This is a genomic window from Streptomyces sp. NPDC059900, assembly GCF_050270335.1.
In the GTDB taxonomy this organism is placed as follows: domain Bacteria; phylum Actinomycetota; class Actinomycetes; order Streptomycetales; family Streptomycetaceae; genus Streptomyces.
In genome coordinates this window covers 35277-62235 of record NZ_JBNNJZ010000004.1, presented here as the reverse complement: position 1 = coordinate 62235, position 26959 = coordinate 35277, and the positions used below count along the sequence as shown (strand labels likewise).

The 26959-nt window shown below is 69.3% G+C and carries 23 protein-coding genes, 1 tRNA gene and 1 pseudogene; 12 read left to right on the top strand and 13 right to left on the bottom strand.

Features of this window, described 5'->3' with window-relative positions; all coding sequences use genetic code 11:
- Positions 1-11 precede the first annotated feature (11 nt).
- The gene (locus tag ACQKIP_RS01750) at positions 12-1403 is read left to right on the top strand and encodes a DUF4407 domain-containing protein (protein WP_365858989.1); all 1392 of its coding nucleotides are present in this window, start codon (positions 12-14) and stop codon (positions 1401-1403) included.
- Positions 1404-1489: 86 nt separating this feature from the next.
- A complete protein-coding gene (locus ACQKIP_RS01745) occupies positions 1490-2029 on the top strand; it encodes a Pycsar system effector family protein (RefSeq protein ID WP_365858987.1) in 540 nt (179 codons plus the stop codon).
- A gap of 78 nt (positions 2030-2107) precedes the next feature.
- On the opposite strand, the gene ACQKIP_RS01740 is transcribed toward ACQKIP_RS01745, so the two are convergent.
- Both ACQKIP_RS01740 and ACQKIP_RS01735 read right to left on the bottom strand, forming a co-directional pair.
- A tRNA-Pro gene (locus ACQKIP_RS01740) sits at positions 2108-2181 on the bottom strand.
- Between the two features lie 110 nt (positions 2182-2291).
- Positions 2292-3218 (bottom strand): metallophosphoesterase, encoded by a 927-nt coding sequence (locus ACQKIP_RS01735; protein ID WP_365858985.1) that lies wholly within the window; start codon positions 3216-3218, stop codon positions 2292-2294.
- 75 nt (positions 3219-3293) lie between these two features.
- Here ACQKIP_RS01735 and ACQKIP_RS01730 point away from each other — a divergent pair, with 75 nt between their 5' ends.
- The gene (locus ACQKIP_RS01730; RefSeq protein WP_365858983.1) at positions 3294-3758 is read left to right on the top strand and encodes a GatB/YqeY domain-containing protein; all 465 of its coding nucleotides are present in this window, start codon (positions 3294-3296) and stop codon (positions 3756-3758) included.
- 120 nt (positions 3759-3878) lie between these two features.
- Here the strand turns inward: ACQKIP_RS01730 and ACQKIP_RS01725 are convergent, their stop codons facing one another.
- Positions 3879-6152, bottom strand: a complete 2274-nt coding sequence (locus tag ACQKIP_RS01725) for a transglycosylase domain-containing protein (protein WP_365858981.1) — start codon at positions 6150-6152, stop codon at positions 3879-3881.
- A 445-nt stretch (positions 6153-6597) separates the two neighbouring features.
- Here ACQKIP_RS01725 and ACQKIP_RS01720 point away from each other — a divergent pair, with 445 nt between their 5' ends.
- Positions 6598-6942: a WhiB family transcriptional regulator gene (locus ACQKIP_RS01720; RefSeq protein WP_167828965.1), complete on the top strand. Its 345-nt coding sequence runs from the start codon at positions 6598-6600 to the stop codon at positions 6940-6942.
- A gap of 95 nt (positions 6943-7037) precedes the next feature.
- Here the strand turns inward: ACQKIP_RS01720 and ACQKIP_RS01715 are convergent, their stop codons facing one another.
- Together ACQKIP_RS01715 and ACQKIP_RS01710 are read right to left on the bottom strand one after the other, a co-directional pair.
- A complete protein-coding gene (locus ACQKIP_RS01715) occupies positions 7038-8438 on the bottom strand; it encodes an ArsA family ATPase (RefSeq protein WP_365858979.1) in 1401 nt (466 codons plus the stop codon).
- The gene (locus ACQKIP_RS01710) at positions 8435-9415 is read right to left on the bottom strand and encodes an ArsA family ATPase (RefSeq protein ID WP_365858977.1); all 981 of its coding nucleotides are present in this window, start codon (positions 9413-9415) and stop codon (positions 8435-8437) included. Before ACQKIP_RS01710 ends, ACQKIP_RS01715 begins: the two co-directional genes overlap by 4 nt.
- Positions 9416-9497: 82 nt before the next feature.
- On the opposite strand from ACQKIP_RS01710, the gene ACQKIP_RS01705 reads away from it, so the two are divergent.
- The 4 genes and pseudogenes from ACQKIP_RS01705 to ACQKIP_RS01690 all read left to right on the top strand — a co-directional run bounded on the left by ACQKIP_RS01705 (position 9498) and on the right by ACQKIP_RS01690 (position 12029).
- Positions 9498-9659 carry a DUF4177 domain-containing protein gene (locus ACQKIP_RS01705; protein ID WP_190084055.1) on the top strand — a complete coding sequence of 54 codons (162 nt, stop codon included), beginning with the start codon at positions 9498-9500 and terminating at the stop codon, positions 9657-9659.
- Positions 9656-10126 carry a RidA family protein gene (locus ACQKIP_RS01700; RefSeq protein ID WP_361190913.1) on the top strand — a complete coding sequence of 157 codons (471 nt, stop codon included), beginning with the start codon at positions 9656-9658 and terminating at the stop codon, positions 10124-10126. Before ACQKIP_RS01705 ends, ACQKIP_RS01700 begins: the two co-directional genes overlap by 4 nt.
- 88 nt (positions 10127-10214) lie before the next feature.
- A pseudogene (locus tag ACQKIP_RS01695) lies at positions 10215-11080 on the top strand (NUDIX hydrolase).
- Between the two features lie 118 nt (positions 11081-11198).
- The gene (locus tag ACQKIP_RS01690; RefSeq protein ID WP_365858973.1) at positions 11199-12029 is read left to right on the top strand and encodes an MBL fold metallo-hydrolase; all 831 of its coding nucleotides are present in this window, start codon (positions 11199-11201) and stop codon (positions 12027-12029) included.
- 117 nt (positions 12030-12146) lie between these two features.
- Here ACQKIP_RS01690 and ACQKIP_RS01685 read toward each other — a convergent pair whose 3' ends face one another.
- Positions 12147-12821, bottom strand: a complete 675-nt coding sequence (locus ACQKIP_RS01685) for a Crp/Fnr family transcriptional regulator (protein WP_016642758.1) — start codon at positions 12819-12821, stop codon at positions 12147-12149.
- A gap of 224 nt (positions 12822-13045) precedes the next feature.
- Between ACQKIP_RS01685 and nth the strand changes: the two genes are divergently transcribed.
- From nth to ACQKIP_RS01670, 3 genes are read left to right on the top strand one after another with little or no spacing between them, the layout of a single operon-like run.
- Positions 13046-14128, top strand: a complete 1083-nt coding sequence (gene nth / locus ACQKIP_RS01680; RefSeq protein WP_427741897.1) for an endonuclease III — start codon at positions 13046-13048, stop codon at positions 14126-14128.
- A 55-nt stretch (positions 14129-14183) separates the two neighbouring features.
- Positions 14184-14966 (top strand): NUDIX hydrolase, encoded by a 783-nt coding sequence (locus ACQKIP_RS01675; protein ID WP_427741894.1) that lies wholly within the window; start codon positions 14184-14186, stop codon positions 14964-14966.
- A 49-nt stretch (positions 14967-15015) separates the two neighbouring features.
- Positions 15016-16218, top strand: coding sequence for a MarP family serine protease (locus tag ACQKIP_RS01670; protein ID WP_365858967.1), 1203 nt, complete (start codon positions 15016-15018; stop codon positions 16216-16218).
- A 56-nt stretch (positions 16219-16274) separates the two neighbouring features.
- Here ACQKIP_RS01670 and ACQKIP_RS01665 read toward each other — a convergent pair whose 3' ends face one another.
- The 6 genes from ACQKIP_RS01665 to ACQKIP_RS01640 all read right to left on the bottom strand — a co-directional run bounded on the left by ACQKIP_RS01665 (position 16275) and on the right by ACQKIP_RS01640 (position 24218).
- Complete coding sequence (locus tag ACQKIP_RS01665) at positions 16275-16463, bottom strand: hypothetical protein (protein ID WP_361190926.1); 189 nt, start codon at positions 16461-16463, stop codon at positions 16275-16277.
- A gap of 152 nt (positions 16464-16615) precedes the next feature.
- Complete coding sequence (locus ACQKIP_RS01660) at positions 16616-17563, bottom strand: alpha/beta fold hydrolase (protein WP_365858965.1); 948 nt, start codon at positions 17561-17563, stop codon at positions 16616-16618.
- A complete protein-coding gene (locus tag ACQKIP_RS01655; RefSeq protein ID WP_365858963.1) occupies positions 17560-18075 on the bottom strand; it encodes a phage holin family protein in 516 nt (171 codons plus the stop codon). Before ACQKIP_RS01655 ends, ACQKIP_RS01660 begins: the two co-directional genes overlap by 4 nt.
- Positions 18076-18185: 110 nt before the next feature.
- A complete protein-coding gene (gene nhaA, locus ACQKIP_RS01650) occupies positions 18186-19601 on the bottom strand; it encodes a Na+/H+ antiporter NhaA (protein ID WP_365858961.1) in 1416 nt (471 codons plus the stop codon).
- A gap of 200 nt (positions 19602-19801) precedes the next feature.
- A complete protein-coding gene (gene acs / locus ACQKIP_RS01645; protein WP_365858959.1) occupies positions 19802-21775 on the bottom strand; it encodes an acetate--CoA ligase in 1974 nt (657 codons plus the stop codon).
- A 79-nt stretch (positions 21776-21854) separates the two neighbouring features.
- Positions 21855-24218, bottom strand: a complete 2364-nt coding sequence (locus tag ACQKIP_RS01640; protein WP_365858957.1) for a bifunctional SulP family inorganic anion transporter/carbonic anhydrase — start codon at positions 24216-24218, stop codon at positions 21855-21857.
- 351 nt (positions 24219-24569) lie between these two features.
- On the opposite strand from ACQKIP_RS01640, the gene ACQKIP_RS01635 reads away from it, so the two are divergent.
- Complete coding sequence (locus ACQKIP_RS01635) at positions 24570-25856, top strand: hypothetical protein (RefSeq protein ID WP_365858955.1); 1287 nt, start codon at positions 24570-24572, stop codon at positions 25854-25856.
- A 25-nt stretch (positions 25857-25881) separates the two neighbouring features.
- Here ACQKIP_RS01635 and ACQKIP_RS01630 read toward each other — a convergent pair whose 3' ends face one another.
- Positions 25882-26862: an ATP-binding protein gene (locus tag ACQKIP_RS01630; RefSeq protein ID WP_365858953.1), complete on the bottom strand. Its 981-nt coding sequence runs from the start codon at positions 26860-26862 to the stop codon at positions 25882-25884.
- Positions 26863-26959 lie beyond the last annotated feature (97 nt).

Sequence of the window (26959 nt, the reverse complement as noted above, 5' to 3'; positions counted from 1 at the left end):
CGAACTCTGTGATGGCCTCCGATGCGGGAGAGGGCCAAGGCACTGACGATGCCGTCACGCCTGATGCGCATGGCCGGCCGACAGCCCGCACCACAGGCGACGGCCTCCTTGCCCGTACTGCTCACCGCCCCCTCGGCTTCGACGCTGCACGACGCCTGCGCACGCTGACTGGCGTCGACGAGGAGTTGCTTGACCGGGTCAGGTATGAGCGGAGCAAGTACACGGCCCTCGGCGGGGTGGTGCTCGGCACCTCCGTCATCGCGGGGTTCTCCATGTGGAACTTCGCGATCGAGGCGCTCGGCAGGGTCTCCCTCCTGGCCGTCGTCCCGACGGGCATCTGGATGCTGTTCGTGCTCAACCTCGACCGCTGGCTGGTCACTCCGCAACCCAATGCGCGGCGACGGGTCGGTCCCCTCCTCATGCGCATGCTGATCGCCCTGATGCTCGGAGCGGTGATCGCCGAGCCCTTGGTGTTGCGCATCTTCCAGACTGCCATCGAGGAACGCGTCGCCGACGAACGTACGGATGAGATCGACCAGTTGCGCGCGAACCTGGTGCGCTGCAACCCCGTACCGTCCTCGATGCGAGCCGTCACGCCGGAGGGCTGTGAGCGGACGTACGTCCTGTCCTTCAGTAAGACGCCCGGTGAACGCGCCGAGGAACTGGCCACCCTGCGCTCGGATGCAGCCGCTCTGCAGAAGCGGGTGGACCGGGACAGCACCAGGCTGGAATCCATCGACTCCGAGGTGCGCGGCGAGTGCCGTCGGCTGATCCGCATGGCCTCCACCGGCTTGTATCAGCGGACCTCCGAGTGCCTGCGCCTGCGTGAGAAGGCACGGGACTATCGGACGACGCACCGTACCGACGAGAACGAGCAACGGCTGGCCCGCATGAACAGCCGTATCTCGTCGATCGAGACCAAGCAGACCGCGTCACGCGGCGCCTTCCTCAAGGCCCGGGCCGATGGTGTGGAGCGGCGTCTTAAAGAAGAGCGCGCCAAGCAGAAGGAGATCGGGGTCCTGGAGCGGATGCGGGCGCTTGAGCAGCTGGCCACCGGCAATCCGGTGTTGTTCGTGGGTATCTGGCTGGTCCGGCTGCTTTTCATCCTTCTCGACATACTCCCCGTGCTGGTGAAGTACCTGAGTGGCGAGTCCGCATACGACCGGATGCTCACCACCGCGAGCAACAGCGGGGTCAAGGTCCACGACGCCGAGGTCCGGCTCACCGAGTACCGGGCCATGGCGGACATCGAGATCGCCCAGGACGCCATCGAACAGGAGGTCCGGCGGCACCGCGCCGAGTCGGAGGCGGCGCTCCGGGAACACACGGCAGCGATGAACATCCGGGTGCGGCAGGCGGTGAATGCGCTGGAGGACGAGATCCGCCGCCAGTCAACGGTCTGACGCAGCTGCCTGCACCAGAACACAGCGTCACGGCCGCCCCGCACACCGGGGCGGCCGCCTGACATCGATGCAACGGAGGGGGAGGCATGACCACACCCGGAGGCGACGGCGGCACGGTGCCGGATGCCGACACGACAGCCGGCTGCGGCGCGGAACTCGCCAGGGTCCTGCTGGCCGAGGCCCGCGAGGAGGTCATGAAGGCTGACAGCAAGGCCGGCCTCATGCTGGCGTCCCTGGGGGCGGCGCTGGCCGCCATGCTCAGTGCGATCGCAGGCGGCGTGATCGCCCCACGCCAGTACGCCGTCGTTCCGCAGGTCCTTCTCTGGGCGGGCTGCGCCGCCTGTGTACTGGCACTCGTCCTGCTGGGTCTTGCCGTGGCCCCGCGGACCGGGCGTCCCTACTACTGCCGCACCCACTACTTCGGCGACGCGAGGCTCACGACGACGGTCGCGCACTTGGAGCGGAGGGTCCGCCGCACCGACCTCACGTCCCGGAACCTGAGCCAATTGGCGATCGTCTCCCAGATCGCCTGGACCAAATACCGCTGCATACGCCACGCACTGGCCTGGGCCGCAGCCTTCTTCGCACTCTCGCTGCTGGGCATAGTGCTGGGAGCGTCGACTTAGAGGCACCACGCCCCCCTGCAACCACTCAGGGGCCTGACCCGCAGTGCGGATCAGGCCCCTGACCTGGTGTTTCAGCTGTCGGGGTGGCGGGATTTGAACCCACGACCTCTTCGTCCCGAACGAAGCGCGCTGCCAAGCTGCGCTACACCCCGATGTCGTTGTTCCACCGGCCCGCTGCGCAGGTCGTGGCGACATCGATTACTTTAGCGGACCGGCGCCCTGAGACGAAATCCGGTTTCCGGGACCCCGGCAGCGGCGGGCCTCAGTCCTGCGGAGTCAGCGTCAGGAGGGTCGACTCGGGCGGGCACGCGAAGCGCATCGGGGTGTAGCGGTTGGCGCCGCAGCCAGCGGAGACGTGCATGTACGACGTCCTGCCCTCCGCCTCGTGCCGGGACAGGCCCTTCACGCGGTCCGTGTCCAGGTCGCAGTTGGTGACGAGGGCCCCGTAGAAGGGAATGCACAGCTGGCCGCCGTGGGTGTGGCCCGCCAGGATCAGGGGGTAGCCGTCGGCCGTGAAGGAGTCGAGGGTGCGCAGGTACGGGGCGTGCACGATGCCCATCGAGAAGTCGGCGCCCGCGTCGGGACCGCCCGCCACGCTCTCGTACCGGTCGCGCTTGATGTGCGGGTCGTCCAGGCCCGTGAGGCCGATCTCGTAGCCCTCGACCTTCAGGGCGCCCCGCGTGTTCGTGAGGTTCACCCAGCCCGCGGCGTCGAAGCCGTCGCGCAGGTCCTCCCACGGGTTGTGGATCGCGCCGACGACGGGCGGGTTGCCGTTCAGGCCGTGCTTGCCCCGCGACTTCTCCATGAGATAGCGGGCGGGGTTCTTCGGCTTGGGCCCGTAGTAGTCGTTCGAGCCGAAGACGTACGCCCCGGGGAACTGCATCAGCGGGCCGAGCGAGTCGAGGACCTCCGGCACGCCCTCCGGGTCGGAGAGGTTGTCCCCGGTGTTGATCACGAAGTCGGGGCGCAGACCCGCGAGCGAGCGCAGCCAGCGCTGCTTCTTGCGTTGCCCGGACACCATGTGGATGTCCGAGACCTGGAGGACTCTGAGCGGCCGCATCCCCCGCGGCAGGACCGGCACCGTGACCCGTCGCAGTCGGAAGGAGCGGGCTTCGAAGCCCACCGAGTAGGCCAGACCGGCGGCGGCTGTCGCCGTGATTCCCAGGGGTACTGCGTATCGCGCGCGCATCCACCCATCGTGTCAGACCCGAAGGCCCCTTAAATCAGCGGGCGTCGGGCCGTACGCACCTGCGACAATCACTGCATGACCACGCTCAAGTCGAAGCTTCAGGAAGACCTCACCTCCGCGATCAGGGGGCGTGACGAGCTGCGCTCCTCGACGCTCCGGCTGACCCTCACCGCCATCACGAAGGAGGAGGTCTCGGGCAAGACGGCCCGCGAGCTCTCCGACGACGAGGTGCAGAAGGTGATCACCCGCGAGGCGAAGAAGCGCCGCGAGGCCGCGGAGGCCTTCGCCCAGGGCGGTCGCGCCGAGCAGGCCGCGCGGGAGAAGGCGGAGGGCGAGATCCTCGCCGACTACCTCCCCAAGCAGCTCTCCGACGACGAGCTCCAGGCGATCGTCGCCGGCGCCGTCGAGGAGGCCAGGGCCGCCGGTGCCGAGGGTCCGCGCGCCATGGGCCAGGTCATGAAGATCGTGAACCCGAAGGTCGCGGGCCTCGCGGAGGGCGGCCGCGTCGCCGCCGCGGTCAAGAAGCAGCTCGCGGGCTGAGCGAAGGCTCCGTAGTACGCAGGTGAATCTCCGCCCGCGTGCGTACGTGAATGAGGGCGCCCCCTGAAGCCAGGGGGCGCCCTCATTCATGCGTCTCGCGAGCGGGTGCTGCCGAGGGAGCTAGCGGTTCCAGCCGCCGATCCCGCCCCCGTTGCCATTGCCGTTCCCGCCGTTGCCACCGCCGCCGATGACGTCGTCCGGCAGGGTGATGTCCGGCCAGGGATTGTCGCCCCCGCCTCCACCGCCCCCGCTGTTGTCGCCGCCGCCACCGCCGTTGTTGCCGCCACCGCCCGGCTTGTCGTCGTCGTGGTGCTTGTCCTTGTCCTTGTCGCCGTTCGGGATGTGGACGGTGTTGAAGCCCGGCGCGGGCTTGCCCGCGAGCGCACCGCTCATCGCGTCCCGCCAGATCGGACCCGGCACCTCGCCGCCGAAGACCTTGTCGTACGGGACCCCGCCGATGTTGATGTCGACCATCTGCCGCTTGTGCTGCGGGTCGCCGACCCAGACCGCGCCCGACATGTTCGGGGTGTAGCCCACGAACCAGGCGGCGTAGCGGAAGTCGGTCGTACCCGTCTTGCCCGCGCTCGCGCGGGAGCCGAGACCGGCCTGCTTACCGGTTCCGTCCTCGACCACGCCCTTCAGGAGGGTGTTGATCGTGTCGGCCGTCTTCGCGGACATCGCGCGCGAGCACGTCGACTTCGGCACCGGCAGCGACTTGCCGCCCGGCGCGGAGATCGACTCGATCGCGACGGGCGAGCAGTACTTGCCGCGCGCCGCGAACGTCGCGTACGCGCCCGCCATCGTCAGCGGCGACATCTCCTGGGTGCCGAGCGCGATCGACGGCGCCTGGTCGATCTTCCTGCCGTCGGCCCGCTCGACGCCCATCTTCTTGGCCATCTGCGTCACCGGGCAGATCCCGATGTCGCCGATCATCTCGACGTAGTAGGTGTTGACCGACTTCGCGGTCGCTTCCCGCATGTCGTACGGGCCGACCTCGGACTCGTTCTCGTTGGTCAGCTTGGCGCCGCCCGAGTTGAGCCACTTCTTGCCGTCACAGGCCGCGACGCTGTCGGGGTACGGCATCTCGTACGGGGAGCCGTAGCTCTTCGTCGGGGACATGCCGCCCTCCAGGGCGGCGGCGGCCACGATGGGCTTGAACGTCGAACCCGGCTGGTAGCCCGCGCCGCCGCCCATGGCGTGGTCGACGGACAGGTTCATCGAGGTCTCGTTGTCCTTGAGATTGATGCCGTAGGGCCGCGACTGGCCCATGCCCAGGATCTTGCCGGTGCCCGGCTCGACGATGGTGGCCGCCGTCGCCACGTCGTCGGACTGGTTGACGTGATCCTTTATCGAGGCCTGCACGGACTGCTGCGACTGCGGGTCGAGGGTCGTCTTGATCCGCAGACCGCCCTGGTTCCAGACCTTGGCCCGGTCCTTCTGGGTCTTGCCGAAGACCGGGTCGGAGAGGAAGACCTCGCGTACGTAGTCACAGAAGAACCCGGCGCCGCTGACCGCCGTGATGCAGCCGTTCTTCGGCTTGCTCACCTTCAGGCCGAGCGGCTTGTCCTTCGCCTCCGCGGCCTCCGCCTGCGTGATGTCGTGCGTCTCCGCCATCCGCTGGAGCACCGTGTTGCGGCGCTTGGTGGCTTCCTCGGAGTCGTTCACGGGGTCGTACCGGCTGGGGGACTGCACGATGCCGGCGAGCAGCGCGGCCTCCTGGACCTGGAGGTCCTTGGCGGGCTTGGAGAAGTAGCGCTGGGCGGCGGCCTCGACTCCGTACGCCTGCTGGCCGAAGTAGGTGATGTTCAGGTAGTTGCTGAGGATGCGCTTCTTGCCCAGCTTGTCCTCGACCTGGATCGCGTACTTCAGCTCGCGGATCTTGCGCCCGAGGGTCTGCTGGGTGGCCTCGGCGACCTTCGTCGGGTCGTTGCCCGCCTCCTCGACGAAGACGTTCTTCACGTACTGCTGCGTGAGGGTGGACGCGCCCTGGGAGACGCCGCCGCTCTGCGCGTTCTGGTTCAGCGCGCGCAGGATGCCCTTCGCGTCGACCGCGCCGTGCTCGTAGAAGCGCGAGTCCTCGATGGCGACGATCGCCTTCTGCATGTACGGCGAGATTTCCTTGAGCGGCACCACCGTGCGGTCACGTGAGTAGACCGTGGCGATGGAGCCGCCCTTGTTGTCCAGGATCGTGGTGCGCTGGCTCAGCGGCGGCTGCTCCAGGTTGGAGGGGATCTCGTCGAACTCCTCCACCGAGCCCTTCGCCGCGAGGCCGAGCGCGCCGGCCGCGGGCAGTGCGATGCCTGCCAGCACGGCTCCCGCGAGCACACTGACACCTAGGAACTTCGCGGCCTGCTGAGTTGGTGACAGACCACCGCCCGAGCGCTTCTTTCCCATGGAGGGCAGCCTACGTTCTGAATCGCCGGACACGCCTCAATGCCTTGGCCTAAGCTGCTCTCAACTGTCACAGCAGTGCGGTTTGGCAACAGCCCCTCTCTCGGTCCCGAATCCCGAACGGGGTCCCCCTGCTCTTCACGAGCTCGATCAAGCTCGGATCAAACCCGGATCGAGCTCGGATGAGTGCCCGAATTCGCCTCATGCGGCATTCGATGCCCGTTGTGACTCAGCTGAAGTGCCCGCATTTGCCGGGTTCATCACGCATGTCGCCAGCTCACTCCGTCGGGTGATCTGCCGCTTACGCATAGTCCGTTCGGGCCATTCAAGATTGGGCCCGAAGGGGGTGTTGCGCTGTGCCCACCTTCCGTAACGTCCTCAACTGGCGGCGGTGAATATGCCGCTGCCGCCGTGGGGGAGCCTCGATTCGGGAGAGGACGGCGCCGGTATGGGCTGGGTAACCGACTGGAGTGCGCAGGCGGCCTGCCGCACTACCGATCCAGATGAACTGTTCGTTCAAGGAGCAGCGCAGAACAGGGCCAAGGCGGTGTGCACCGGTTGCCCGGTGCGCACGGAGTGCCTGGCCGACGCGCTGGACAACCGCGTCGAATTCGGCGTGTGGGGTGGCATGACCGAGCGGGAGCGCCGCGCATTGCTGCGCAGGCGTCCCACCGTCACCTCATGGCGCCGTCTGCTGGAGACGGCGCGCTCCGAGTACGAGCGTGGCGCGGGCCTGCTGCCCGTGGACTTGGAGGACGACGAGACGTACGAGAGCTACGCGGCAGTGGGCTAGCGCCCGTCCGCCGCGTGGCGGTATCGAAGGACCCCCACCAGCCATGAGGCAGCGGGCCGGCCATCAGCCATGAGGCAGCGGGTCAGCCCCGCTGCTCAGGCAGCTCCGGCCGGATCACCGTCAGTACCGGCCGCGAGCCGGTCCCCGATGGCCCGAAGGCCTGCCAGGTCATGCACGTCGCCCGGCAGCGCCGTCACTTCGGCCACGGCCACTTCGGGGTGCAGCGCGGTGAAGCGGTCGCGCGTGCGCTGTTCGCGCGCGAGCAGCTGCATGCGTTCCGCGTGCAGACGCAGCAGACCGGCGGTCAGCTGGGCCACGGGTGGATGCGTGTCCTGCCTGTCCTGCGTGTCGGAAGATGCCGGGGTCCCGGAGGACTCAGCGGTCTCGGAGGACTCGGAATCGCCGGCGGTCTCAGGACCGGCGGCGTCGGTACCAACGGGGGCCTCGGGGGAGTGGCCGGGAGCCTCGTGGGAGCTACGAACTCCAACCTTCCCGTCCTCCTGATCCACAATGCGGCTCTCGTCAAGATTTTCCGCGGCGGCAAGAGCCCGCTCGGCCGAGAGCTGGGCGGCGCCGCTGCCGTGCACCCGGTTGAGGACGAGACCGGCGAGCGGCATGTCGTCCGCTGCCAGGCGTTCCACGAAGTACGCCGCCTCGCGCAGCGCGTCCCGCTCCGGCGACGCCACCACGAGGAACGCCGTTCCCGGCGCCTGGAGCAGCCGGTACGTGGCGTCCGCGCGGGTGCGGAATCCGCCGAACATGGTGTCCATCGCGGCGACGAACGTCTGCACGTCACGCAGCAGCTGACCGCCGAGCAGCTTGCCCAGGGCCCCCGTCATCATCGACATCCCGACGTTCAGGAACTTCATCCCGGCCCGGCCGCCCACCTTCGCCGGGGCCATGAGTACCCGGATCAGCTTCCCGTCCAGGAAGGAGCCGAGGCGCTTGGGCGCGTCGAGGAAGTCCAGGGCCGAGCGCGAGGGCGGCGTGTCGACGACGATCAGGTCCCACTCGTCGCGGGCGCGCAGCTGCCCCAGCTTCTCCATCGCCATGTACTCCTGCGTGCCCGCGAAGCCCGCCGAAAGCGACTGGTAGAAGGGGTTGTTGAGGATCGCGCTCGCCCGCTCCTTGTCCGCGTGCGCCTCGACGATCTCGTCGAAGGTGCGCTTCATGTCGAGCATCATGGCGTGCAGCTCGCCGTCGCCTTCGGACCCGTCGATGGACTTGACCCGGCGCGGGACGTTGTCGAGCGAGTCGATCCCCATGGACTGGGCGAGCCGGCGTGCCGGGTCGATGGTCAGGACGACGACCTTGCGGCCCCGCTCGGCTGCGCGCAGGCCGAGTGCCGCCGCCGTGGTCGTCTTGCCGACGCCTCCGGAGCCGCAGCACACCACGATGCGGGTCTTCGGATCGTCGAGCAGGGTGTCCACGTCGAGCGTGCGGGCCGGGGCCAGGGGGCGTGTCGTGTCCGCGTTCCGTGCCGGGTCCGAGGTCATGCGATCCCTTGCTTCCGCAGTTCCGTGGCAAGTTCGTAGAGACCCGCCAGGTCCATTCCGCCCGCAAGGAGCGGGAGTTCGTGCAGGGGGAGGCCGAGCTCGCCCAGGACGTCCCGCTGGGAGCGTTCGAGGGCGTGCCGCTCGGCGTACTCTGCGGCCTGCTCCAGGAGCGGGTCGACCAGACGCTCGGCGACACCCCCGCGCCGGGCCCCGCCGAGTCCGGCGGCGGACAGGGACTTGGCGATGGCGGTGCGCGGGGTCTGCCCGAGTCCGAGCTCCAGGGAGGCCTCGTCGAGCAGCGCGGGCCGCACCATGTTCACGATGACGCGCCCCACGGGGAGCTTCGCGGCCCGCAGCTCGCCGATCCCGTCGGCGGTCTCCTGGACGGGCATCTCTTCGAGCAGCGTCACCAGGTGCACCGCTGTCTCGGGCGACTTCAGGACGCGCATCACGGCCTGCGCCTGATTGTGTATGGGCCCGATCTTGGCGAGCCCCGCGACTTCGTCGTTCACGTTCAGAAAGCGGGTGATGCGGCCGGTGGGCGGCGCGTCCATCACCACGCAGTCGTACGCGTACTGGCCGTTCTTGTCCTTGCGGCGTACGGCTTCGCAGGCCTTGCCGGTCAGCAGGACGTCCCGCAGACCCGGCGCGATGGTGGTGGCGAAGTCGATGGCGCCGAGTTTCTTGAGCGCGCGTCCGGCGCCCCCCAGCTTGTAGAACATCTGGAGGTAGTCGAGCAACGCCAGTTCGGGATCGATGGCGAGGGCATACACCTCCCCGCCCCCGGGAGCGACGGCGATCTTCCGCTCCTCATACGGCAGCGCTTCGGTCTCGAAGAGCTGCGCGATGCCTTGTCTGCCCTCGACCTCCACGAGGAGGGTGCGCTTGCCCTCCGTCGCGAGGGCGAGCGCGAGTGCGGCGGCCACCGTGGTCTTGCCGGTACCGCCCTTGCCGCTGACGACCTGGAGCCTGCTCACACTTCCGAGCCTAACCAGTCGCCGTCCGGCCTAAGCAGGAGGCCACCGTGAACAGCGCCGCACAACGGCTACAGTCGGCCATATGACCAAGTGGGAATACGCAACCGTGCCGCTGCTCGTCCATGCCACGAAGCAGATTCTGGACACCTGGGGCGAGGACGGCTGGGAGCTCGTCCAGGTCGTGCCCGGGCCGAACAACTCCGAGCAGCTCGTGGCCTACCTGAAGCGGGAGAAGCAGGGATGAGCGGGGCCGTCGAGGCGAAGCTGGCCGAGCTCGGGCTGACCCTGCCCGAGGTCGTGCCGCCGCTCGCCGCCTATCAGCCCGCGGTGCAGTCCGGTGTGTACGTGTACACCTCGGGCCAGCTTCCGATGGTGGAGGGCAAGCTTCCGGTGACCGGCAAGGTCGGCGCCGAGGTGACCCCCGAGGAGGCCAAGGAACTGGCCCGCACGTGTGGCCTGAACGCGCTCGCCGCGGTGAAGTCCATCGCCGGTGACCTGGACCGCGTCGCCCGCGTCGTGAAGGTCGTCGGCTTCGTGGCGTCCGCCCCGGACTTCACGGGCCAGCCCGCGGTGATCAACGGCACCAGCGAGCTGCTCGGCGAGGTGCTCGGCGACAAGGGCGTGCACGCCCGCAGCGCGGTGGGCGTCGCGGTGCTGCCGCTCGACGCGCCGGTCGAGGTCGAGATCCAGGTGGAGCTCACCGAGGCCTGATCCCGGACCGGCCGAGGCCCGATCGCTGCCTACTGGCACCCGATAGTTGCCTCTCGAACATCAGCCCACTAGGGGATAGCCTCCGCCCATGGCTAATGGGCAGTGGTATCCCCCGGAGTGGCCCGACCGCATCCGTGCGCTGAGCAGCGGCGAACTGACGCCCGCGACTCCGCGCAGGGCTGCCACGGTCATGCTCCTGCGGGACTCCGTGGCGGGCCCCGCCGTACACATGCTGCGCAGACGCGCCTCCATGGCCTTCGCCGGAGGCGCGTACGCGTATCCGGGCGGCGGCGTGGACCCGCGCGACGACGACCACCTCGTGCGCTGGGCGGGTCCGTCCCTCGCGGCCTGGGCCGCGCGCCTGGGCGTGGACGAGCCGGGCGCCCAGGCGATCGTGTGCGCCGCCGTCCGCGAGACGTTCGAGGAAGCGGGCGTTCTCCTTGCCGGGCCGACCCCGTCGAGCGTCGTCGGCGACACCACGGGGGACGACTGGGAGGCGGACCGCGAGGCGCTGGTGGCCCGCGAATTCTCCTTCGCCGAGTTCCTGGACCGGCGGGGCCTGGTCCTCCGTAGTGACCTGCTTGCCGCGTGGGCCCGCTGGATCACTCCGGAGTTCGAGCCGAAGCGCTACGACACGTTCTTCTTCGTGGCGGCCCTCCCGGAGGGGCAGCGCACCCGCAACGCCTCTACGGAGGCCGACCGCACCGTGTGGATCACTCCGGGGGAGGCCACCGCGGGATACGACAAGGGCGACCTCCTGATGATGCCGCCGACCATCGCGACCCTGCGCCAGTTGAGCCGCTGCGGATCGGCCGCGGACGCCCTGGCCGCGGCGCCCCAGCGCGACCTGACGCCGGTTCTCGCGCAAGCGCGCTTCGAGGACGGCGAATTGGTGCTGTCCTGGCCGGGCCACGCGAATTCACCAAGCACATCCCCACGGGCGGCCCCGCGTGACCACGACAGCGCCTGCCGCGCCCGCTGACCCTGCCGCGCCCGCTGACCCTGCCGCGCCCGCCACCCCCGCCACCCCTGCTGTCCCCCCTGCCACGAACCGGACGGGAGCCACCCCCGCATGACCGAAGCCGCCGCCCTCCCCGGCCAGCCCAGGGGCGGGGTCCTCAGCGGTCCCGCCACCGCCCGCGCGGTCAACGTACTGGCCCCCAACGCGTCCGCGATGACGCTGGACGGGACCAACACGTGGATCGTGTCCGAGCCGGACTCCGGCCTCGCGGTCGTCATCGACCCGGGGCCCCTGGACGACGCGCACCTCCAGAACGTCATTGCCACCGCGGAGAAGGCCGGGCAGCGCGTCGCGCTCACCCTCCTCACCCATGGCCACCCCGACCACGCGGAGGGCGCCGCGCGCTTCGCCGAGCTGACCCGGACCAAGGTGCGGGCCCTGGACCCCGCGCTGCGCCTGGGCGACGAGGGCCTGGACGCGGGTGACGTGATCACGACGGGCGGCCTGGAACTGCGGGTGGTCCCGACGCCGGGCCACACCGCGGACTCCCTCTGCTTCCATCTCCCGGCCGATCAGGCCGTCCTGACGGGGGATACGGTCCTGGGCCGCGGTACGACGGTCGTGGCGCACCCTGACGGCCGTCTGGGGGACTATCTCGACTCCCTGCGGCGGCTGCGGTCCCTGACGGTGGACGACGGCGTGCACACGGTCCTGCCGGGCCACGGGCCGGTCCTGGAGGATGCGCAGGGGGTCGTCGAGTTCTACCTCGCCCACCGCGCGAACCGCCTGGCCCAGGTCGAGACAGCCGTCGAGAACGGCTACGCGGCGCCCGCGGAGGTGGTCGCCCACGTGTACGCGGACGTCGACCGCTCCCTGTGGCCGGCAGCGGAACTCTCGGTCAGGGCGCAGCTGGACTACCTGACGGAACACGGCTTGATCTAGCCGTATCCCGGCGCCCCATCCCGGCGCCTAGCGTCGGCGCCGAAGCACGGATGGGGTCCCGCCTCCTGAGAGGCGGGACCCCATCCACGTACAAGAAACAGCGTCAGCGACCCCGTGTCAGCGCGAGCGCTTGGCCAGCCGCTCCACGTCCAGCAGGATCACCGCGCGAGCCTCGAGACGGAGCCAACCGCGCCCGGCGAAGTCCGCCAGAGCCTTGTTTACCGTCTCGCGGGAGGCGCCGACCAGCTGGGCCAGCTCTTCCTGCGTGAGGTCGTGCACGACGTGGATGCCCTCTTCGGACTGCACGCCGAAGCGGCGCGACAGGTCCAGAAGGGCCCGGGCCACACGCCCGGGCACGTCGGAGAAGACCAGATCGGACATCTGGTCGTTGGTCTTGCGAAGGCGCCGCGCGACGGCACGCAGCAGCGCCGCTGCCACCTCGGGCCGGGCGTTCAGCCACGGCTGGAGGTCGCCGTGCCCGAGACCGAGCAGCTTGACCTCGGTGAGCGCGGAGGCGGTTGCCGTACGCGGGCCCGGGTCGAACAGCGAAAGCTCACCGATGAGCTCGCCGGGACCGAGCACCGCGAGCATGTTCTCGCGGCCGTCGGGTGAGGTGCGGTGCAGCTTCACCTTGCCCTCGGTGACCACGTACAGGCGGTCTCCGGGGTCACCTTCATGGAAAAGCGCATCCCCGCGCGCGAGCGTCACCTCACTCATGGAGGCGCGGAGCTCCGCGGCCTGCTCGTCATCGAGCGCCGCGAAGAGCGGGGCGCGCCGCAGAACGTCGTCCACGAGTTCTCTCCTTGTCGACCTGCATCAGGGGACCGTGCTCCCCATTTTGCCGGACGGTCCAAACAGTGTGATCAGTCACAAGTCTGCCGCACTGGCGTCGCATGCTGTGCGGGAGGGGGCCAATTGGGGGCCGATCCATAGGCTCCAGGGCGGATGTCAGTGTCGGGCTCTAGGCTGGCCGAGTGTCCAAAAAGCCGGTGAGAACACAGGCCAGAGGGGCAGAGATGGCGAAAGCCCGCTCTGATTCTGCTGTGGGCGAACATGCTTCCGTCAAGTCAGACAATGCGACAAAAGGGACAAGGGTGCCACCGGTGAGCAAGCCTTCGGAGAAGAATCAGGCCACCGTCGGCGCGGCGAAACCCACCGCGGCGAAGAGGGCCGCCCCGGTGAAGAAGGACGCCCCGGCCAAAAAGGCCGGCGCGGCCAGGAAGACCTCGGCGGCCGCGAAGACCGCCGTGGCCAAAAAGGCAGCTCCTGCTAAGAAGGCAGCCCCGGCAGCGAAGACCACCCCGGCCAAGAAGACCACCCCGGCCAAAGCCAAGCCCGAGTCCCGCACCGCCCTCGTCCGCCGTGCCCGCCGCATCAACCGCGAGCTCGCGGAGGTGTACTCGTACGCCCACCCCGAGCTGGACTTCGAGAACCCCTTCGAGCTCCTGGTGGCCACGGTCCTCTCCGCGCAGACCACCGACCTGCGGGTGAACCAGACGACCCCGCGCCTCTTCGCCGCGTACCCGACCCCGGAGGACCTCGCCGCCGCCAACCCCGAAGAGGTCGAGGAACTGATCCGGCCGACCGGGTTCTTCCGGGCGAAGACGAAGTCGATCATGGGGCTCGCCACCGCCCTGCGGGACCACCACGGCGGAGAGGTCCCCGGCCGCATAGAGGACCTGGTCAAGCTGCCGGGCGTAGGCCGGAAGACCGCGTTCGTCGTGCTGGGGAACGCCTTCGGAGTCCCCGGCATCACCGTGGACACCCACTTCGGGCGCCTCGTCCGCCGCTGGAAGTGGACCGAGGAGACCGACCCGGAGAAGGTGGAGGCAGCCGTCGCCGACCTCTTCCCGAAGAGCGAGTGGACGATGCTCTCGCACCGCGTGATCTTCCACGGCCGCCGGATCTGCCACTCCCGCAAGCCCGCCTGCGGCGCCTGCCCGATCGCCGATCTCTGCCCGTCGTACGGAGAGGGCGAGACCGACCCGGAGAAGGCCAAGAAGCTCCTGAAGTACGAGATGGGCGGCCTGCCGGGCCAGCGCCTCAAGCCCCCGCCGGACTACCCCGGAAAGGCCGCGCCCCCGCTGGGCGCCGCATGACCGAGGAACCAACCGAGGGTCCACAGGCGTTGTCCAGAGTTGGACGGGGGTGCCGATGACGCACGCGAGCGACACGAGCGAGACAACCGACACGAGCGATACGCACATGAGCAACGGGAACGGACGGCCCGGCAGCACGGGCAGCGCAGGCAACACAGGCAGCCCCAACGGCCACGTGCGCCTCAGCACCGACGGCCTGCCCGCCTGGCTCGACCCCGTCGCCCGCGCCGCCGAGACGGTCCGGCCGACCCAGCTCAGCCGCTTCCTGCCCCCGGAGAGCGGCGCCGGACGCCAGTCGGCCGTGCTCGTCCTCTTCGGAGAGGGCGCGCGCGGCCCCGAGCTGCTCCTCATGGAGCGAGCCGGCAACCTCCGCTCGCACGCGGGCCAGCCCTCCTTCCCCGGCGGCTCCCTCGACCCCGAGGACGGCGACCCGCTGACGGACGGTCCGCTGCGCGCCGCCCTGCGCGAGGCCGAGGAGGAGACCGGACTCGACCCCCGGGGCGTCCAGCTCTTCGGCGTGCTCCCCAAGCTCTTCATCCCGGTGAGCGACTTCGTGGTGACCCCGGTGCTCGGCTGGTGGCGCACACCGACCCCGGTCGGCGTCGTCGATCCGGCCGAGACGGCCCGCGTCTTCACCGTCCCCGTGTCCGATCTCACGGATCCCGGCAACCGCGCGACGACGGTTCATCCGATGGGCCACAAAGGCCCGGCGTTCCTCGTCGAATCCGCTCTGGTCTGGGGTTTTACGGCCGGAGTGATCGACAGGATCCTGCATTTCGCAGGCTGGGAGCGCCCCTGGGACCGCACCAAGCAGGTGCCGCTCGACTGGCGCGCATGACAAGGTTGCGGGGACGTGGCGACCGCGATGCGAGGCGAGGATTGAATAGGTGAACGTGCTGGACATCCTTCTGGTGGTCGCCGCCGTGTGGTTCGCGGTCGTCGGCTACCGCCAGGGATTCGTCGTCGGCATCCTGTCGGTGATCGGCTTCCTGGGCGGCGGACTCGTCGCGGTGTACCTGCTGCCCGTCATCTGGGGCGCCCTGACGGACGACGAGGGATCGGTGAGCACGACGGCCGCCGTCGTCGCCGTGGTCATCGTGATCGTCTGTGCCTCCATCGGTCAGGCCTTCACCACGCATCTGGGCAACAAGCTCCGCAGATACATCACTTGGCAGCCCGCCCGCGCCCTCGACGCCACGGGCGGCGCGCTGGTCAACGTGGTGGCGATGCTTCTGGTCGCCTGGCTGATCGGATCCGCCCTCGCGGGCACGACGCTGCCGACCGTCGGCAAGGAAGTGCGCAACTCCAAGATCCTCCTCGGTGTCTCGCGCACGCTGCCTGGCCAGGCCGACACCTGGTTCGCCGACTTCTCCTCGGTCCTCGCGCGCAACGGCTTCCCGCAGGTCTTCAGCCCGTTCTCGAACGAACCCATCACCGACGTCAAGGCTCCGGACCCCAAGCTCGCCAAGAGCGCGGTCGCCACGAAGGCCAAGCGCTCCATCGTGAAGGTGCAGGGCGAGGCCCGCGGCTGCGGAAAGGTCCTTGAAGGCACCGGCTTCGTCTTCTCCGACCGCCGCGTCATGACGAACGCACACGTGGTCGGCGGCGTGGACGAGCCGACCGTCCAGATAGGCGGAGACGGCCGTACGTACGACGCGAAGGTCGTGCTCTACGACTGGGAGCGCGACATCGCCGTACTGGACGTGCCGACCCTCCAGGCGCCCGCGCTGAAGTTCACGTCGAAGGACGCGGGCAGCGGTGACAACGCCATCGTCGCCGGCTTCCCGGAGAACGGCCCCTACGACGTCCGCCCCGCGCGTGTACGCGGACGCATCACGGCCAAGGGCCCGGACATCTACCACCGGGGCACCGTGCGCCGCGACGTCTACTCCCTCTACGCGACCGTCCGCCAGGGCAACTCCGGCGGCCCGCTGCTCACGTCCGACGGCAAGGTCTACGGCGTGGTCTTCGCGAAGTCACTGGACGACCCGGACACCGGCTACGCACTCACCGCCGACGAGGTCCGTGAGGACATCGATGCGGGCCGCACCGCCAACCAGGAGGTCGACAGCGAGGGCTGCGCGCTGTAGCCGGGGCCGCAGTCAGGGACAGCCGGCAGTCGGGGACAGTCGGGGGAGCAGGCGGATCAGTCGCGGGTATGCCTCAACCGCGCCGAGACCCAGCGGGCCCTGCGGCGCAGGATGTGGGGAATGCCAATGCCTTGAGCAGGGCCTTCATGGCCCGGATCATGCGGGCCGCCCCTCTCACGGCTGTTCAGCGCGATGGCCGAGCGGCGGTTGCGTGCTACTTCACTGTAGTCCTGCGTCCAGCCCATACCCCGACGTGTGCCCGTGCCTCAAGGTCGGTAATCGCGCCCACGCGCCCCAATTGGCCTATGCGGGTGGCAAGTAGCCGTTCGTAGGACAGGCGTTCCACTACTCCCCGGTATGGAAGCCTTCCTGACTCCGATTCAGGTGTTTTGTACCCCTACCGGTCCGGCTCCGGGTCCTTCAGCCAGTTCACCAATTCGGTGGAGAAGGCCACCGGGTCCTCCTCCTGCGGGAAGTGCCCGAGACCGTCGAACAGCCGCCAGCGGTAAGGCGCTTCGACGTACTCGCCCGAGCCCGCCGCGCTGCGCGTACGCATCACCGGGTCCAGGGAGCCGTGCAGATGCAGCGTGGGAACCCGGACGGGGCGCTTCATACGCCGGTTGAACTGGATGCCGTCCGGACGGGCCATCGACCGCACCATCCAGCGGTACGGCTCGATCGAGCAGTGCGCCGTCGACGGAATCGTCATGGCGCGGCGGTAGGTCTCCACCGCCTCGTCGTCCGGAAGCCGCGGCCCCGACCAGTCCCGCACCAGACGCCCCACCAGAGCCGCGTCGTCCGCGACGAGTTGGCGCTCCGGCAGCCACGGCCGCTGGAAGCCCCACACGTACGAACCGGCGGCGGTCTGCTTGCGGTCCGAGAGCATCGCCGAGCGCCAGCGGCGCGGATGCGGCATCGAGGAGACGGCGAGACGGCGCACCAGCTTGGGACGCATCACGGCCGCCGTCCACGCGAGGTAACCGCCCAGGTCGTGCCCGACGAGCGCGGCGTCCGGCTCGCCGAGGGACCGGATGACGCCGGTGATGTCGAGCGCGAGGTTCGCCGGGTCGTAACCGCGCGGCGTACGGTCGCTGCCGCCCACACCCCGCAGGTCCATCGCGACCGCGCGGAAACCCGCGTCGGCGAGCGCCGCCATCTGGTGCCGCCAGGTCCACCAGAACTGCGGAAAGCCGTGCAGGAGCAGCACGAGCGGCCCGTCGCCCATCTCGGCGATGTGGAAGCGCGCGCCGTTGGCGGCGACGTCGCGATGCGTCCACGGCCCTTCAATGCGTACGGGTGACGCGGCTTGGGCCGGATGGGGGGCGGGTGTGGCGGGGTCCGTCATGAAGACGAGCGTGCCACAGCTGCCGCCTTCCCACTGACACGGTCGGCGGTGGCACCCGCGGGGGTGATGGCCGCCACGGGGCTCACCGGACGCGGATGCGGCTTGACGTTCTGCAGCACGGCAGCCGTCTCCTTGGCCGAAGCGGCGGCCTTCTGCGGACCCTTGCCCTTCTTGGCCTTCTTCGCGAAGACGACGCCGATCAGCGCGAGCACCCCGGCGACCAGGACGTTCGCCGCGAAGGAGAGCAGGAAGCAGACCGCCATGTTCCAGCCGCTCCACGTACGGATGCCGTACGCGAGGGCGAAGCTCAGCATGGGCAGCGAGAAGAGCAGCACCGCCCCGGCGGCGGCGAACGCGCCACCGCCGACCGCACCCCGCTTGACGTCCTGCCGCAGCTGGGCCTTGGCCAGCGCGATCTCGTCGTGCACCAGCGCGGACATCTCGCTGGTCGCGTGGGAGACCAGCTGGCCGAGGCTGCGTTCGGTGCCGACGGGCCCGTCGGGTGTGCTCATCGCTTTCCCCTTCTCCGTAAGCCTGCGTAAGCGTGCTCACAACGACTGTTCGTTTTCGACCGTTCGTTTACGACCGCTCGGCACAGCCTGCGCAGTCAGGTCTGCTCAGATCATGCCGGACCCTCGTCATCGGCGCGTGCCCCGGCCGACACTTCGGCAAGCCTGCGATGTTCGGCCGCCTTCTTTTCGTAGATCGCGGCCATCCGCAGGTGGTACTCCGGCTTGTCCTGTTCGTACACGTCCGGGATGCCGTCGAGGTCGTCGTCGCGCTCCTCGTCGTCGTACAGCGCGCGGTAGCGGGCATTGCGCACCTTGAGCAGGATCCCGGAGAGCACGGCCGCGATGAGAGAGCCCATCAGGACGGCTGCCTTGATCTCGTCGGTGAGCAGCGGGTCCTCGGTGAAGGCGAGTTCCCCGATCAGGAGCGAGACGGTGAAGCCGATGCCGGCGAGCGAAGCGACCGCGAACACGTCCGGCCACGCGAGTTCCTCGTTGAGCTCGGCCCTGGTGAAGCGCGCCGCGAGCCAGGTGCCGCCGAAGATGCCGATCGCCTTGCCGACCACGAGGCCGAGCACCACGCCGAGCGTCTCCGGCTTGCTGAAGACATCTCCCAGCGCACCGCCCGACACCGCCACACCGGCGCTGAACAGCGCGAACAACGGCACCGCGAGGCCCGCGGAGAGAGGTCGCACGAGGTGCTCGATGTGCTCGCCGGGGGAGTGCTCCTCGCCCTCGCGGCGGGTGCAGCGCAGCATCAGGCCCATCGCGACACCGGCGATGGTGGCGTGGATGCCGCTGTTGTACATCAGCCCCCAGATGACCAGGGCCAGCGGAACGTAGACGTACCAGCCGCGTACGCCCTTGCGGAGCAGCAGCCAGAAGACCGCGAGGCCGATGACCGCGCCGCCGAGCGCGGCGAAATTGAGGTCGCTGGTGAAAAACACCGCGATGATCAGGATCGCGAAGAGGTCGTCGACGACGGCGAGCGTGAGCAGGAAGGCGCGCAGCGCGGACGGCAGCGAGGTGCCGATGACCGCGAGGACGGCGAGCGCGAAGGCGATGTCCGTGGCCGTCGGCACCGCCCAGCCGTCGAGGGAACCGCCGCCGGCCGTGTTGACCAGGACGTACACGAGGGCCGGTACGGCCATGCCGCAGAGCGCGGCGATGACGGGCAGCGCGGCGGCCTTCGGGTCGCTCAGGTCGCCCGCGACCAGCTCACGCTTGAGTTCGATTCCGGCGACGAAGAAGAAGACGGCGAGCAGTCCGTCGGCCGCCCAGTGCGCGACGGAGAGGTCGAGGCCGAGGGAGCCGGGCCCCAGGTGGAAGCCGCTCACCGACTCGTACGAGCCTCCGGCGGTGTTCGCCCAGATCAGTGCGGTGACGGCGGCGACGAGGAGGAGGACACCGCCGACGGTCTCGGTACGCAGCGCGTTCGCGACGAAGTTCCGCTCGGGCAGGGAGAGCCGTCCGAGGAGCTTGCGGTTGCTGCTGCGGTTCTTGCCGTTGCTGGGTGCGGGCGCGGCCACGGGGGTCGACCTCCGGTCGGTAGGCAGGACGAATCACTTGCCGACCAGACTTCCCGGCGCACCTAGGTTCTTCTTGTCGCGATGTTGACGCGATCCTTAGCTTACCTAACGTACGCCCGGATGTATCCGGCGATCATCACTTTATGCGCAAGAGGGGCACCCGGCGTGGTGCCGGGTGCCCCTCATCGCCTTGCGTCCGACTAGTCCTCGCTGGGTGCGGCCGGCAGCTTGGTCTGGATCAGGTCCATCACGGAGGAGTCCGTGAGCGTGGTGACGTCACCCAGCTCGCGGTTCTCGGCGACGTCCCGCAGGAGGCGCCGCATGATCTTGCCGGAGCGCGTCTTGGGCAGCTCGGCCACCGGAAGGACGCGCTTGGGCTTGGCGATCGGGCCGAGCGTGGTGCCCACGTGGTTGCGCAGGTCCGCCACGAGCCCTTCGTCGTCGGCGTTGGCCGTGCCCCGCAGGATCACGAAGGCGACGATGGCCTGACCGGTGGTCTCGTCGGCGGCGCCCACGACGGCGGCCTCGGCGACCGCCGGGTGCGAGACGAGGGCGGATTCGACCTCGGTGGTGGAGATGTTGTGCCCGGACACGAGCATCACGTCGTCCACACGGCCCAGGAGCCAGACGTCGCCGTCGTCGTCCTTCTTGGCACCGTCACCGGCGAAGTACTTGCCCTCGAAGCGCGACCAGTAGGTGTCGATGAAGCGCTGGTCGTCGCCCCAGATGGTGCGCAGCATGGAGGGCCACGGCTCGGTCAGGACGAGGTAGCCGCCACCGCCGTCCGGCACTTCGCGCGCCTCGTCGTCCACGACGGTCGCCGAGATGCCGGGCAGTGCGCGCTGGGCGCTGCCGGGCTTGGTCTCGGTGACGCCGGGCAGCGGCGAGATCATCATGGCGCCGGTCTCGGTCTGCCACCAGGTGTCCACGATGGGGCACTTGTCGGCGCCGATGTTCTTGCGGTACCACATCCACGCTTCGGGGTTGATCGGCTCACCGACCGAACCGAGCACCCGCAGGCTGGAGAGGTCGAACTTCGCGGGGATGTCGTCGCCCCACTTCATGAACGTGCGGATCGCGGTGGGCGCGGTGTAGAGGATGGTCACGCCGTACTTCTGGACGATCTCCCAGAAGCGCCCCTGGTGCGGGGTGTCGGGCGTGCCCTCGTACATGACCTGGGTCGCGCCGTTCGCGAGGGGGCCGTAGGTGATGTACGAGTGCCCGGTGACCCAGCCGATGTCGGCGGTGCACCAGTAGACGTCGGTTTCCGGCTTGAGGTCGAAGACGGCGTGGTGGGTGTAGGCGGCCTGGGTGAGGTAGCCGCCGGAGGTGTGCAGGATGCCCTTGGGCTTACCCGTCGTGCCCGACGTGTAGAGGATGAAGAGCGGGTTCTCCGCGTCGAAGGCCTCGGGGGCGTGCTCGGCGGACTGGCGCTCGGTGAGCTCGTGCCACCACACGTCGCGGCCCTCGGTCCACGCGACGTCCTGGCCGGTGCGGCGCACGACCAGGACGTGCTCGACGGAGCTGTCCTCGCGCGCGACGGCGTCGTCGACGGCGGGCTTCAGGGCGGCGGGCTTGCCGCGGCGGTACCCGCCGTCGGAGGTGATGACGACCTTGGCGTCGGCATCCGCCACGCGCTTGGCGATCGCGTCGGCCGAGAAACCGCCGAAGACCACGGAGTGCGCGGCGCCGATGCGGGCACAGGCCAGCATCGAGATGACGGCCTCGGGGATCATCGGCAGATAGACGGCGACGCGGTCGCCCTGCCGGACGCCCAGCTCGGTCAGCGCGTTGGCCGCCCGGCTGACCTCGTCCTTGAGCTCGGCGTAGGTGATGGCCCGGCTGTCGCCGGGCTCACCCTCGAAGTGGATCGCCACGCGGTCGCCGTTGCCGGCCTCCACATGGCGGTCCACGCAGTTGTACGCGACGTTGAGCTTGCCGTCGGCGAACCACTTCGCGAAGGGCGGGTTCGACCAGTCGAGCGTCTCGGTCGGTTCGGTGGACCAGGTCAGCCGGCGGGCCTGCTCGGCCCAGAAGCCGAGCCGGTCAGCCTTGGCCTGTTCGTACGCCTCCGCGGTGACGTTGGCGTTGGCCGCCAGGTCGGCCGGCGGCGCGAACCTTCGCTCTTCTTTAAGAAGGTTGGCCAGGCTTTCGTTGCTCACGACATCTCCCATTCCCAGGGTGTCCGTTGTGTCCAAAGCCACAGCTCATCAGACGTATACCCCTGGTGACAAGAGCCTGCCGAAAATTGGTTTAGACCTTTACTCGACCAGTCGGCTCCTCACTCGGTGATCCTTCGTGCGGTGACGGTGTGACCTGGTCGAACACGTCGTCCGGGCTCTCGGTGAGGAGATACGCCTGGGCCTCGCCGACATGGAAGTACATGCCGTGCAGTTCCAGGGTTCCCTCGGCCATGCGCCGCGCCACGGACTCGTGGCCGCGCAGATGCTCCAACTGCTGCACGACGTTCGTCAGGCAGAGCTGCTCGACCTGGTCGGCGGGCGCCCGCCCCGCGAGCCGCGCCCAGCCCTCCTCCTTGTGCGCCGCGAGGCGTTCGAGGCTCGGCGCGCCGTGCCGCAGCCACCGCTTCAGGGGCGTCTGGGCGCCGCCGGGCGGGGTGGTGAGCAGCGCCTGCATCGCCCCGCACCCGGAGTGTCCGCACACGGTGATGGACCGCACCTGGAGCACGTCCACCGCGTACTCGATCGCCGCGGCCACCGAGTCGTCACCGCTCTCGGCGCCCGGCAGCGGCACGAGATTGCCGACATTGCGTACGACGAAGAGGTCACCGGGGCCGCTCGACGTGATCATCGAGGTGACGAGCCGGGAGTCCGCGCAGGTCAGGAAGAGCTGCGAGGGCTGCTGTCCCTCCCGCGCCAGGCGTGCCAGCTCGCCGCGCACATGCGGCGCGGTGTTCCGCTGGAACGCGCTGATGCCGCTCGCCAGTTGGTACCCCTTGGGCTGCTCCTCGCCCGGGGAAGTCTCCTGGGGGCGGTCGCAGTGGTGGTTGCGCCAGGCCGTCCAGGGCCGGCAGCAGGAGTGCGACGCGCTCGCGGGCTCGGCGATCCGCGTCCCCGCGCGCCCGGTCACCTCGACGGTGCCGCCCTGCGCGGTGTGCGCGTCCTGCCAGCACTGAAGCGCTTCGTATGCCGCGTGGTCCATGAATGATCCGTCCAACTCCACGATGGTCGTGGCCTCTTGGGGTACGAGATGCAACGCCCTGCTCAGGCGCGGCACGGCGAGGAAGGTCAACTGGCCGCGCACGCGCACGTGGTGCACGCCGTCCTCTTCGGTGTGGGTGATCCGGGTGCGGGCGAGGCGGTGCAGGGCGACGGCCACGGCGACGGCGATACCGAGGGCCACGCCTTCGAGCACGCCGAAGAAGACGACGCCGAGTGTCGTGGCGGTGTAGGCGAGGATCTCGCGGTGGCGGGTGATGGTGCGGATGTGGTTCAGGTTCACCATCTGGATGCCGACCGCCATCACCAGCGCGGCGAGCGCGGCGAGCGGGATCAGCTCAAGGACGGGAACCATCAGCAGGGCGGCTACTACTACCCAAACGCCGTGCAGCATCGTGGAGTTCCGGCTGACGGCACCGGCTCGCACATTGGCCACGCTGCGCACGGCGACCCCGGCGACGGGGAGCCCGCCGAGCGCCCCGGACACGGCGTTCGCCGCACCCTGGCCGAGCAGTTCCCTGTCCAGGTCGGAGCGGTTGCCGCCGGTGAGCGGTTCGCGCCGTCCCGAGACGAGCTTGTCCACGGCGACGGCGCCGAGCAGTGACTGCACGCTGCAGACCAGCGTGATCGTGAGGACCGCGGCGACGATCCCGAGCACCGGGCCCTCGGGCAGGCCCGCCAGTGCGTGACTGCGCCACGACGGCAGTTCGACCTTGGTCACGCTCAGCCCGGCGAGCGCGGCGACGGCCGTTGCCGCGGCCACGGAGACGAGCGGGGCGGGAACCACCCGGGCGGCTTTCCCCGCACGTCCGGGAATCCGCGGCCAGAGCAGCAGGATCGCCAGGGTCAGCACGCTGATCGACAGCGTGGCCGGATGAAGGTCCGCCAACTGGGCTGGGATCGCACGGAGGTTGTCGAGCACGACGCTCTGCGGGGTGCCGCCGAGCACGATGCGCAGTTGGGCGACGGCGATGGCGACGCCGATGCCCGCCAGCATGCCGTGCACGACGGCGGGGCTGACGGCGAGTGCCGAGCGGGCCACGTGCAGGCAGCCGAGGGCGAGTTGGGTGAGTCCGGCGAGGACGGTGATGGCGCAGGTGGTCCGCCAGCCGTACCGGTGGATGAGGTCGGCGGTGACGACGGTGAGTCCTGCGGCGGGGCCGCTGACCTGCAACGGCGATCCACCGAGCCGTCCGGCGACCAGGCCGCCGACGGCGGCGGCGACGAGGCCCGCCTGGAGCGGTGCTCCGGTGGCGAGCGCGATGCCCAGGGACAGCGGAAGGGCGATCAGGAAGACGGCGATCGACGCGGAGACGTCGGCGCCGGCGATGCGGAATTTACGGAACTTGCGGAACTTGCCGGGCGGCGGCCCGTGGGGCTCGTGGTCGCGTGATGCGTGGGCCGAGTCGGTGGCGTGGGTGGGGACGCAGGCAGACATGGTTTCCCGTCTCCTCCGGGGCAGCGCGGTCGCGGAACAGGGGGCCTCCGGCAGTACGCGGAGGGCGGGTCGCGGCCGTGGGGTCACGGCGTTGCAGCGGCGGGATCTATCAACTCTCGGTAAACGAATCGTAATGCAGAGTAAAGGTCGCGGATAGACATATGTGTCAAATGGTGCACTGGATCACTCTGAAGGGTGAATAAAGCATTTTGTCGGCTTGTCGGACCATGCAGGCAAAGCCCGCGTGCGACGTTGGCGGCGCTATCGGGTTTTGTGGCGATTTGTGCCGTGATGCCCGTCGGTGACGACCCCTGAAGTGAAGCCGACTTGAAGGAAGAAGGTGGGCGGAAGATGGCCGCCACCCAGAGGATCCAGCGGATCGCAGCGGGCTCCACCGCCCTTGTGGCATCTGTCGCGGTACTGGCCGGTTGCGCGAGCGGCACCGGCGAATCCGGCGCCGAGAAGGGCGCGCACGGCGCCAAGAAGGCGTCCCCCGCCCCCGCACCCAAGAGCGCGGTCCGCATGATCGGTGACGGCTCCACCGCCTTCACCGGCAAGCAGCCGCACCTGCCGAGGCCCGAGCGCCTGAGACCCGGCCAGAAGCCGCCGCAGTTCGTGGTCTTCTCCTGGGACGGCGCGGGCGAGGACAGCCAGAAGCTCTTCTCGCACTTCCGCAAGGTGGCCAAGCGCAACGACGCCACGATGACGTACTTCCTCAGCGGCGTGTACATGCTGCCCGAGTCCAAGCGGAAGCTCTACGAGCCTCCGCAGCACCAGTCCGGCAGCTCGGACATCGGCTTCAACGACCGCAAGGGGATCAAGGAGACCGTGGAGCAGCTCCGCGGCGCCTGGCTCGACGGCAATGAGGTCGGCACCCACTTCAACGGCCACTTCTGCGGCACCAGCGGCGGAGTGGGCCAGTGGTCGGTCGACGAGTGGAAGAGCGAGATCAACCAGGCCAAGTCCTTCGTGAAGGCCTGGAAGACCAACACGGGCATGAAGAAGGCGCAGCCGCTGCCCTTCGACTACGACAAGGAACTCATCGGCGCCCGCACGCCCTGCCTCGAAGGCCAGAAGAACTTCATGCGGGCGGCCCGCGAGCTGGGCTTCCGCTACGACACCAGTGGCGTCAACGACCAGATCTGGCCCAAGAAGAAGGAAGGCCTCTGGGACCTTTCGATGCAGCTGGTCCCCGTCCCCGGCCGCAAGTTCGAGACGCTCACCATGGACTACAACTTCATGGTGAACCAGTCGGGCACCACGTCACAGGGCGACCCGGACAAGCACGAGTACTGGGGTGACCAGATGCGCGACGGCCTGCTCCAGGGCTTCGACCGCGCCTACAAGGGCAACCGCGCCCCGCTGATCATCGGCAACCACTTCGAGTCCTGGAACGGCGGCACGTACATGCGCGCCATCGAGGAGACGATCGAGAAGGTCTGCACGAAGCGCGAGGTGCGGTGCGTCTCCTTCCGGCAGCTCGCCGACTGGCTCGACGCCCAGGACCCGCAGACCCTGGAGCGCCTCACCAAGCTCCGGGTCGGCAAGGCGCCCAAGGAGGGCTGGGAGTCCTTCCTCTCGGCCCGGCCCGCACCGGCCCCGAAGGGCGTCCCCGGCGCCCCGGCGGACAAGTCGTAACGCCCTTCGGGCGGTTCAGGACCGCTCAGGCCGTGAGGACGGCCCGCTCACCGAGGACGAAACCGGGGTCGACCTGCGCGGCCAGGTCGGCCCCCGTCCGTTCGTTGCCCCAGCTCTGCGCGTTCTTCAGGTGGAAGTGCACCATCTGACGGGTGTAGCGGTCCCAGTCCCTGCGCTCGTACGAGGAGTCGACGGCGGCCTGAAGGGCGCGCAGCGAACGGCGGTTGTCGTCCTCCAGGAGCTCGAACCGCGGCGGGCGGCCCTTCTCCATGGACCGCACCCAGTCCGAGTGCCCGACCGTCACCAGGAGGTCGTCGCCCACCTGCTCGCGCAGGAAGTCGATGTCGTCCTGGCCCTGCACCTTGTTGCCGACGACCTTGAGGTCGATGCCGAAGTCCCGTGCGTATTCCTTGTACTGGCGATAGACGGAGACCCCCTTCCGGGTCGGCTCGGCCACCAGGAACGTCATGTCGAAGCGGGTGAACATGCCGGACGCGAAGGAGTCCGAACCCGCGGTCATGTCGACGACCGCGTACTCGTCGCGTCCGTCGACCAGGTGGTTCAGGAACAGCTCCACCGCCCCCGTCTTGGAGTGGTAGCAGGAGACACCGAGGTCGGCTTCGGTGAACGGCCCTGTGACCATCAAACGCACGGCCGTGTCGTCGAGTTCCACCGGCCGCGCGCACGCGTCGTACACCGGGTTGTCCTCGCGCACCCGCAGGATCCGCGAGCCCTCGCCGGGCGGCGTCGTTTTGATCATGGTGTCGGCGGAGGCGATCCGCGGATTGGAGCCCCGCAAGTAGTCCTTGATGAGCGGCAGGCGCGCGCCCATGGCGGGCAGCCGGGCGGCGTCCGCCTCGTCGAGACCGAGCGCGGGGCCCAGGTGCTGGTTGATGTCGGCGTCCACCGCGAGGACCGGAGCTCCGGTGGCGGCGAGGTGTCGGATGAAGAGCGAGGACAGCGTGGTCTTGCCGCTGCCGCCCTTCCCTACGAAAGCGATCTTCATGTTCACCAAGGGTAGCCGTATGACTACCTGGCGTATCGATCCGGCGTGAAGAAGACCACTCCTTCGTGGGGGGAGCGCCGGGGGTGCGTAGGGTCGT

What these genes read in the sequence shown, in the direction of transcription:
- ACQKIP_RS01635 (WP_365858955.1), top strand. Translation starts at nt 24,570, where the DNA reads ATGGCCGCCACCCAGAGGATCCAGCGGATCGCAGCGGGCTCCACCGCC.
- ACQKIP_RS01675 (WP_427741894.1), top strand. Translation starts at nt 14,184, where the DNA reads ATGACGCACGCGAGCGACACGAGCGAGACAACCGACACGAGCGATACG.
- ACQKIP_RS01660 (WP_365858965.1), bottom strand. Translation starts at nt 17,563, where the DNA reads ATGACGGACCCCGCCACACCCGCCCCCCATCCGGCCCAAGCCGCGTCA.
- ACQKIP_RS01745 (WP_365858987.1), top strand. Translation starts at nt 1,490, where the DNA reads ATGACCACACCCGGAGGCGACGGCGGCACGGTGCCGGATGCCGACACG.
- ACQKIP_RS01630 (WP_365858953.1), bottom strand. Translation starts at nt 26,862, where the DNA reads ATGAAGATCGCTTTCGTAGGGAAGGGCGGCAGCGGCAAGACCACGCTG.
- ACQKIP_RS01705 (WP_190084055.1), top strand. Translation starts at nt 9,498, where the DNA reads ATGACCAAGTGGGAATACGCAACCGTGCCGCTGCTCGTCCATGCCACG.
- ACQKIP_RS01700 (WP_361190913.1), top strand. Translation starts at nt 9,656, where the DNA reads ATGAGCGGGGCCGTCGAGGCGAAGCTGGCCGAGCTCGGGCTGACCCTG.
- ACQKIP_RS01720 (WP_167828965.1), top strand. Translation starts at nt 6,598, where the DNA reads ATGGGCTGGGTAACCGACTGGAGTGCGCAGGCGGCCTGCCGCACTACC.
- ACQKIP_RS01690 (WP_365858973.1), top strand. Translation starts at nt 11,199, where the DNA reads ATGACCGAAGCCGCCGCCCTCCCCGGCCAGCCCAGGGGCGGGGTCCTC.
- ACQKIP_RS01655 (WP_365858963.1), bottom strand. Translation starts at nt 18,075, where the DNA reads ATGAGCACACCCGACGGGCCCGTCGGCACCGAACGCAGCCTCGGCCAG.
- nth (WP_427741897.1), top strand. Translation starts at nt 13,046, where the DNA reads ATGGCGAAAGCCCGCTCTGATTCTGCTGTGGGCGAACATGCTTCCGTC.
- ACQKIP_RS01715 (WP_365858979.1), bottom strand. Translation starts at nt 8,438, where the DNA reads ATGACCTCGGACCCGGCACGGAACGCGGACACGACACGCCCCCTGGCC.
- ACQKIP_RS01730 (WP_365858983.1), top strand. Translation starts at nt 3,294, where the DNA reads ATGACCACGCTCAAGTCGAAGCTTCAGGAAGACCTCACCTCCGCGATC.
- ACQKIP_RS01640 (WP_365858957.1), bottom strand. Translation starts at nt 24,218, where the DNA reads ATGTCTGCCTGCGTCCCCACCCACGCCACCGACTCGGCCCACGCATCA.
- ACQKIP_RS01665 (WP_361190926.1), bottom strand. Translation starts at nt 16,463, where the DNA reads ATGGGCTGGACGCAGGACTACAGTGAAGTAGCACGCAACCGCCGCTCG.
- ACQKIP_RS01725 (WP_365858981.1), bottom strand. Translation starts at nt 6,152, where the DNA reads ATGGGAAAGAAGCGCTCGGGCGGTGGTCTGTCACCAACTCAGCAGGCC.
- ACQKIP_RS01750 (WP_365858989.1), top strand. Translation starts at nt 12, where the DNA reads ATGGCCTCCGATGCGGGAGAGGGCCAAGGCACTGACGATGCCGTCACG.
- ACQKIP_RS01735 (WP_365858985.1), bottom strand. Translation starts at nt 3,218, where the DNA reads ATGCGCGCGCGATACGCAGTACCCCTGGGAATCACGGCGACAGCCGCC.
- acs (WP_365858959.1), bottom strand. Translation starts at nt 21,775, where the DNA reads ATGGGAGATGTCGTGAGCAACGAAAGCCTGGCCAACCTTCTTAAAGAA.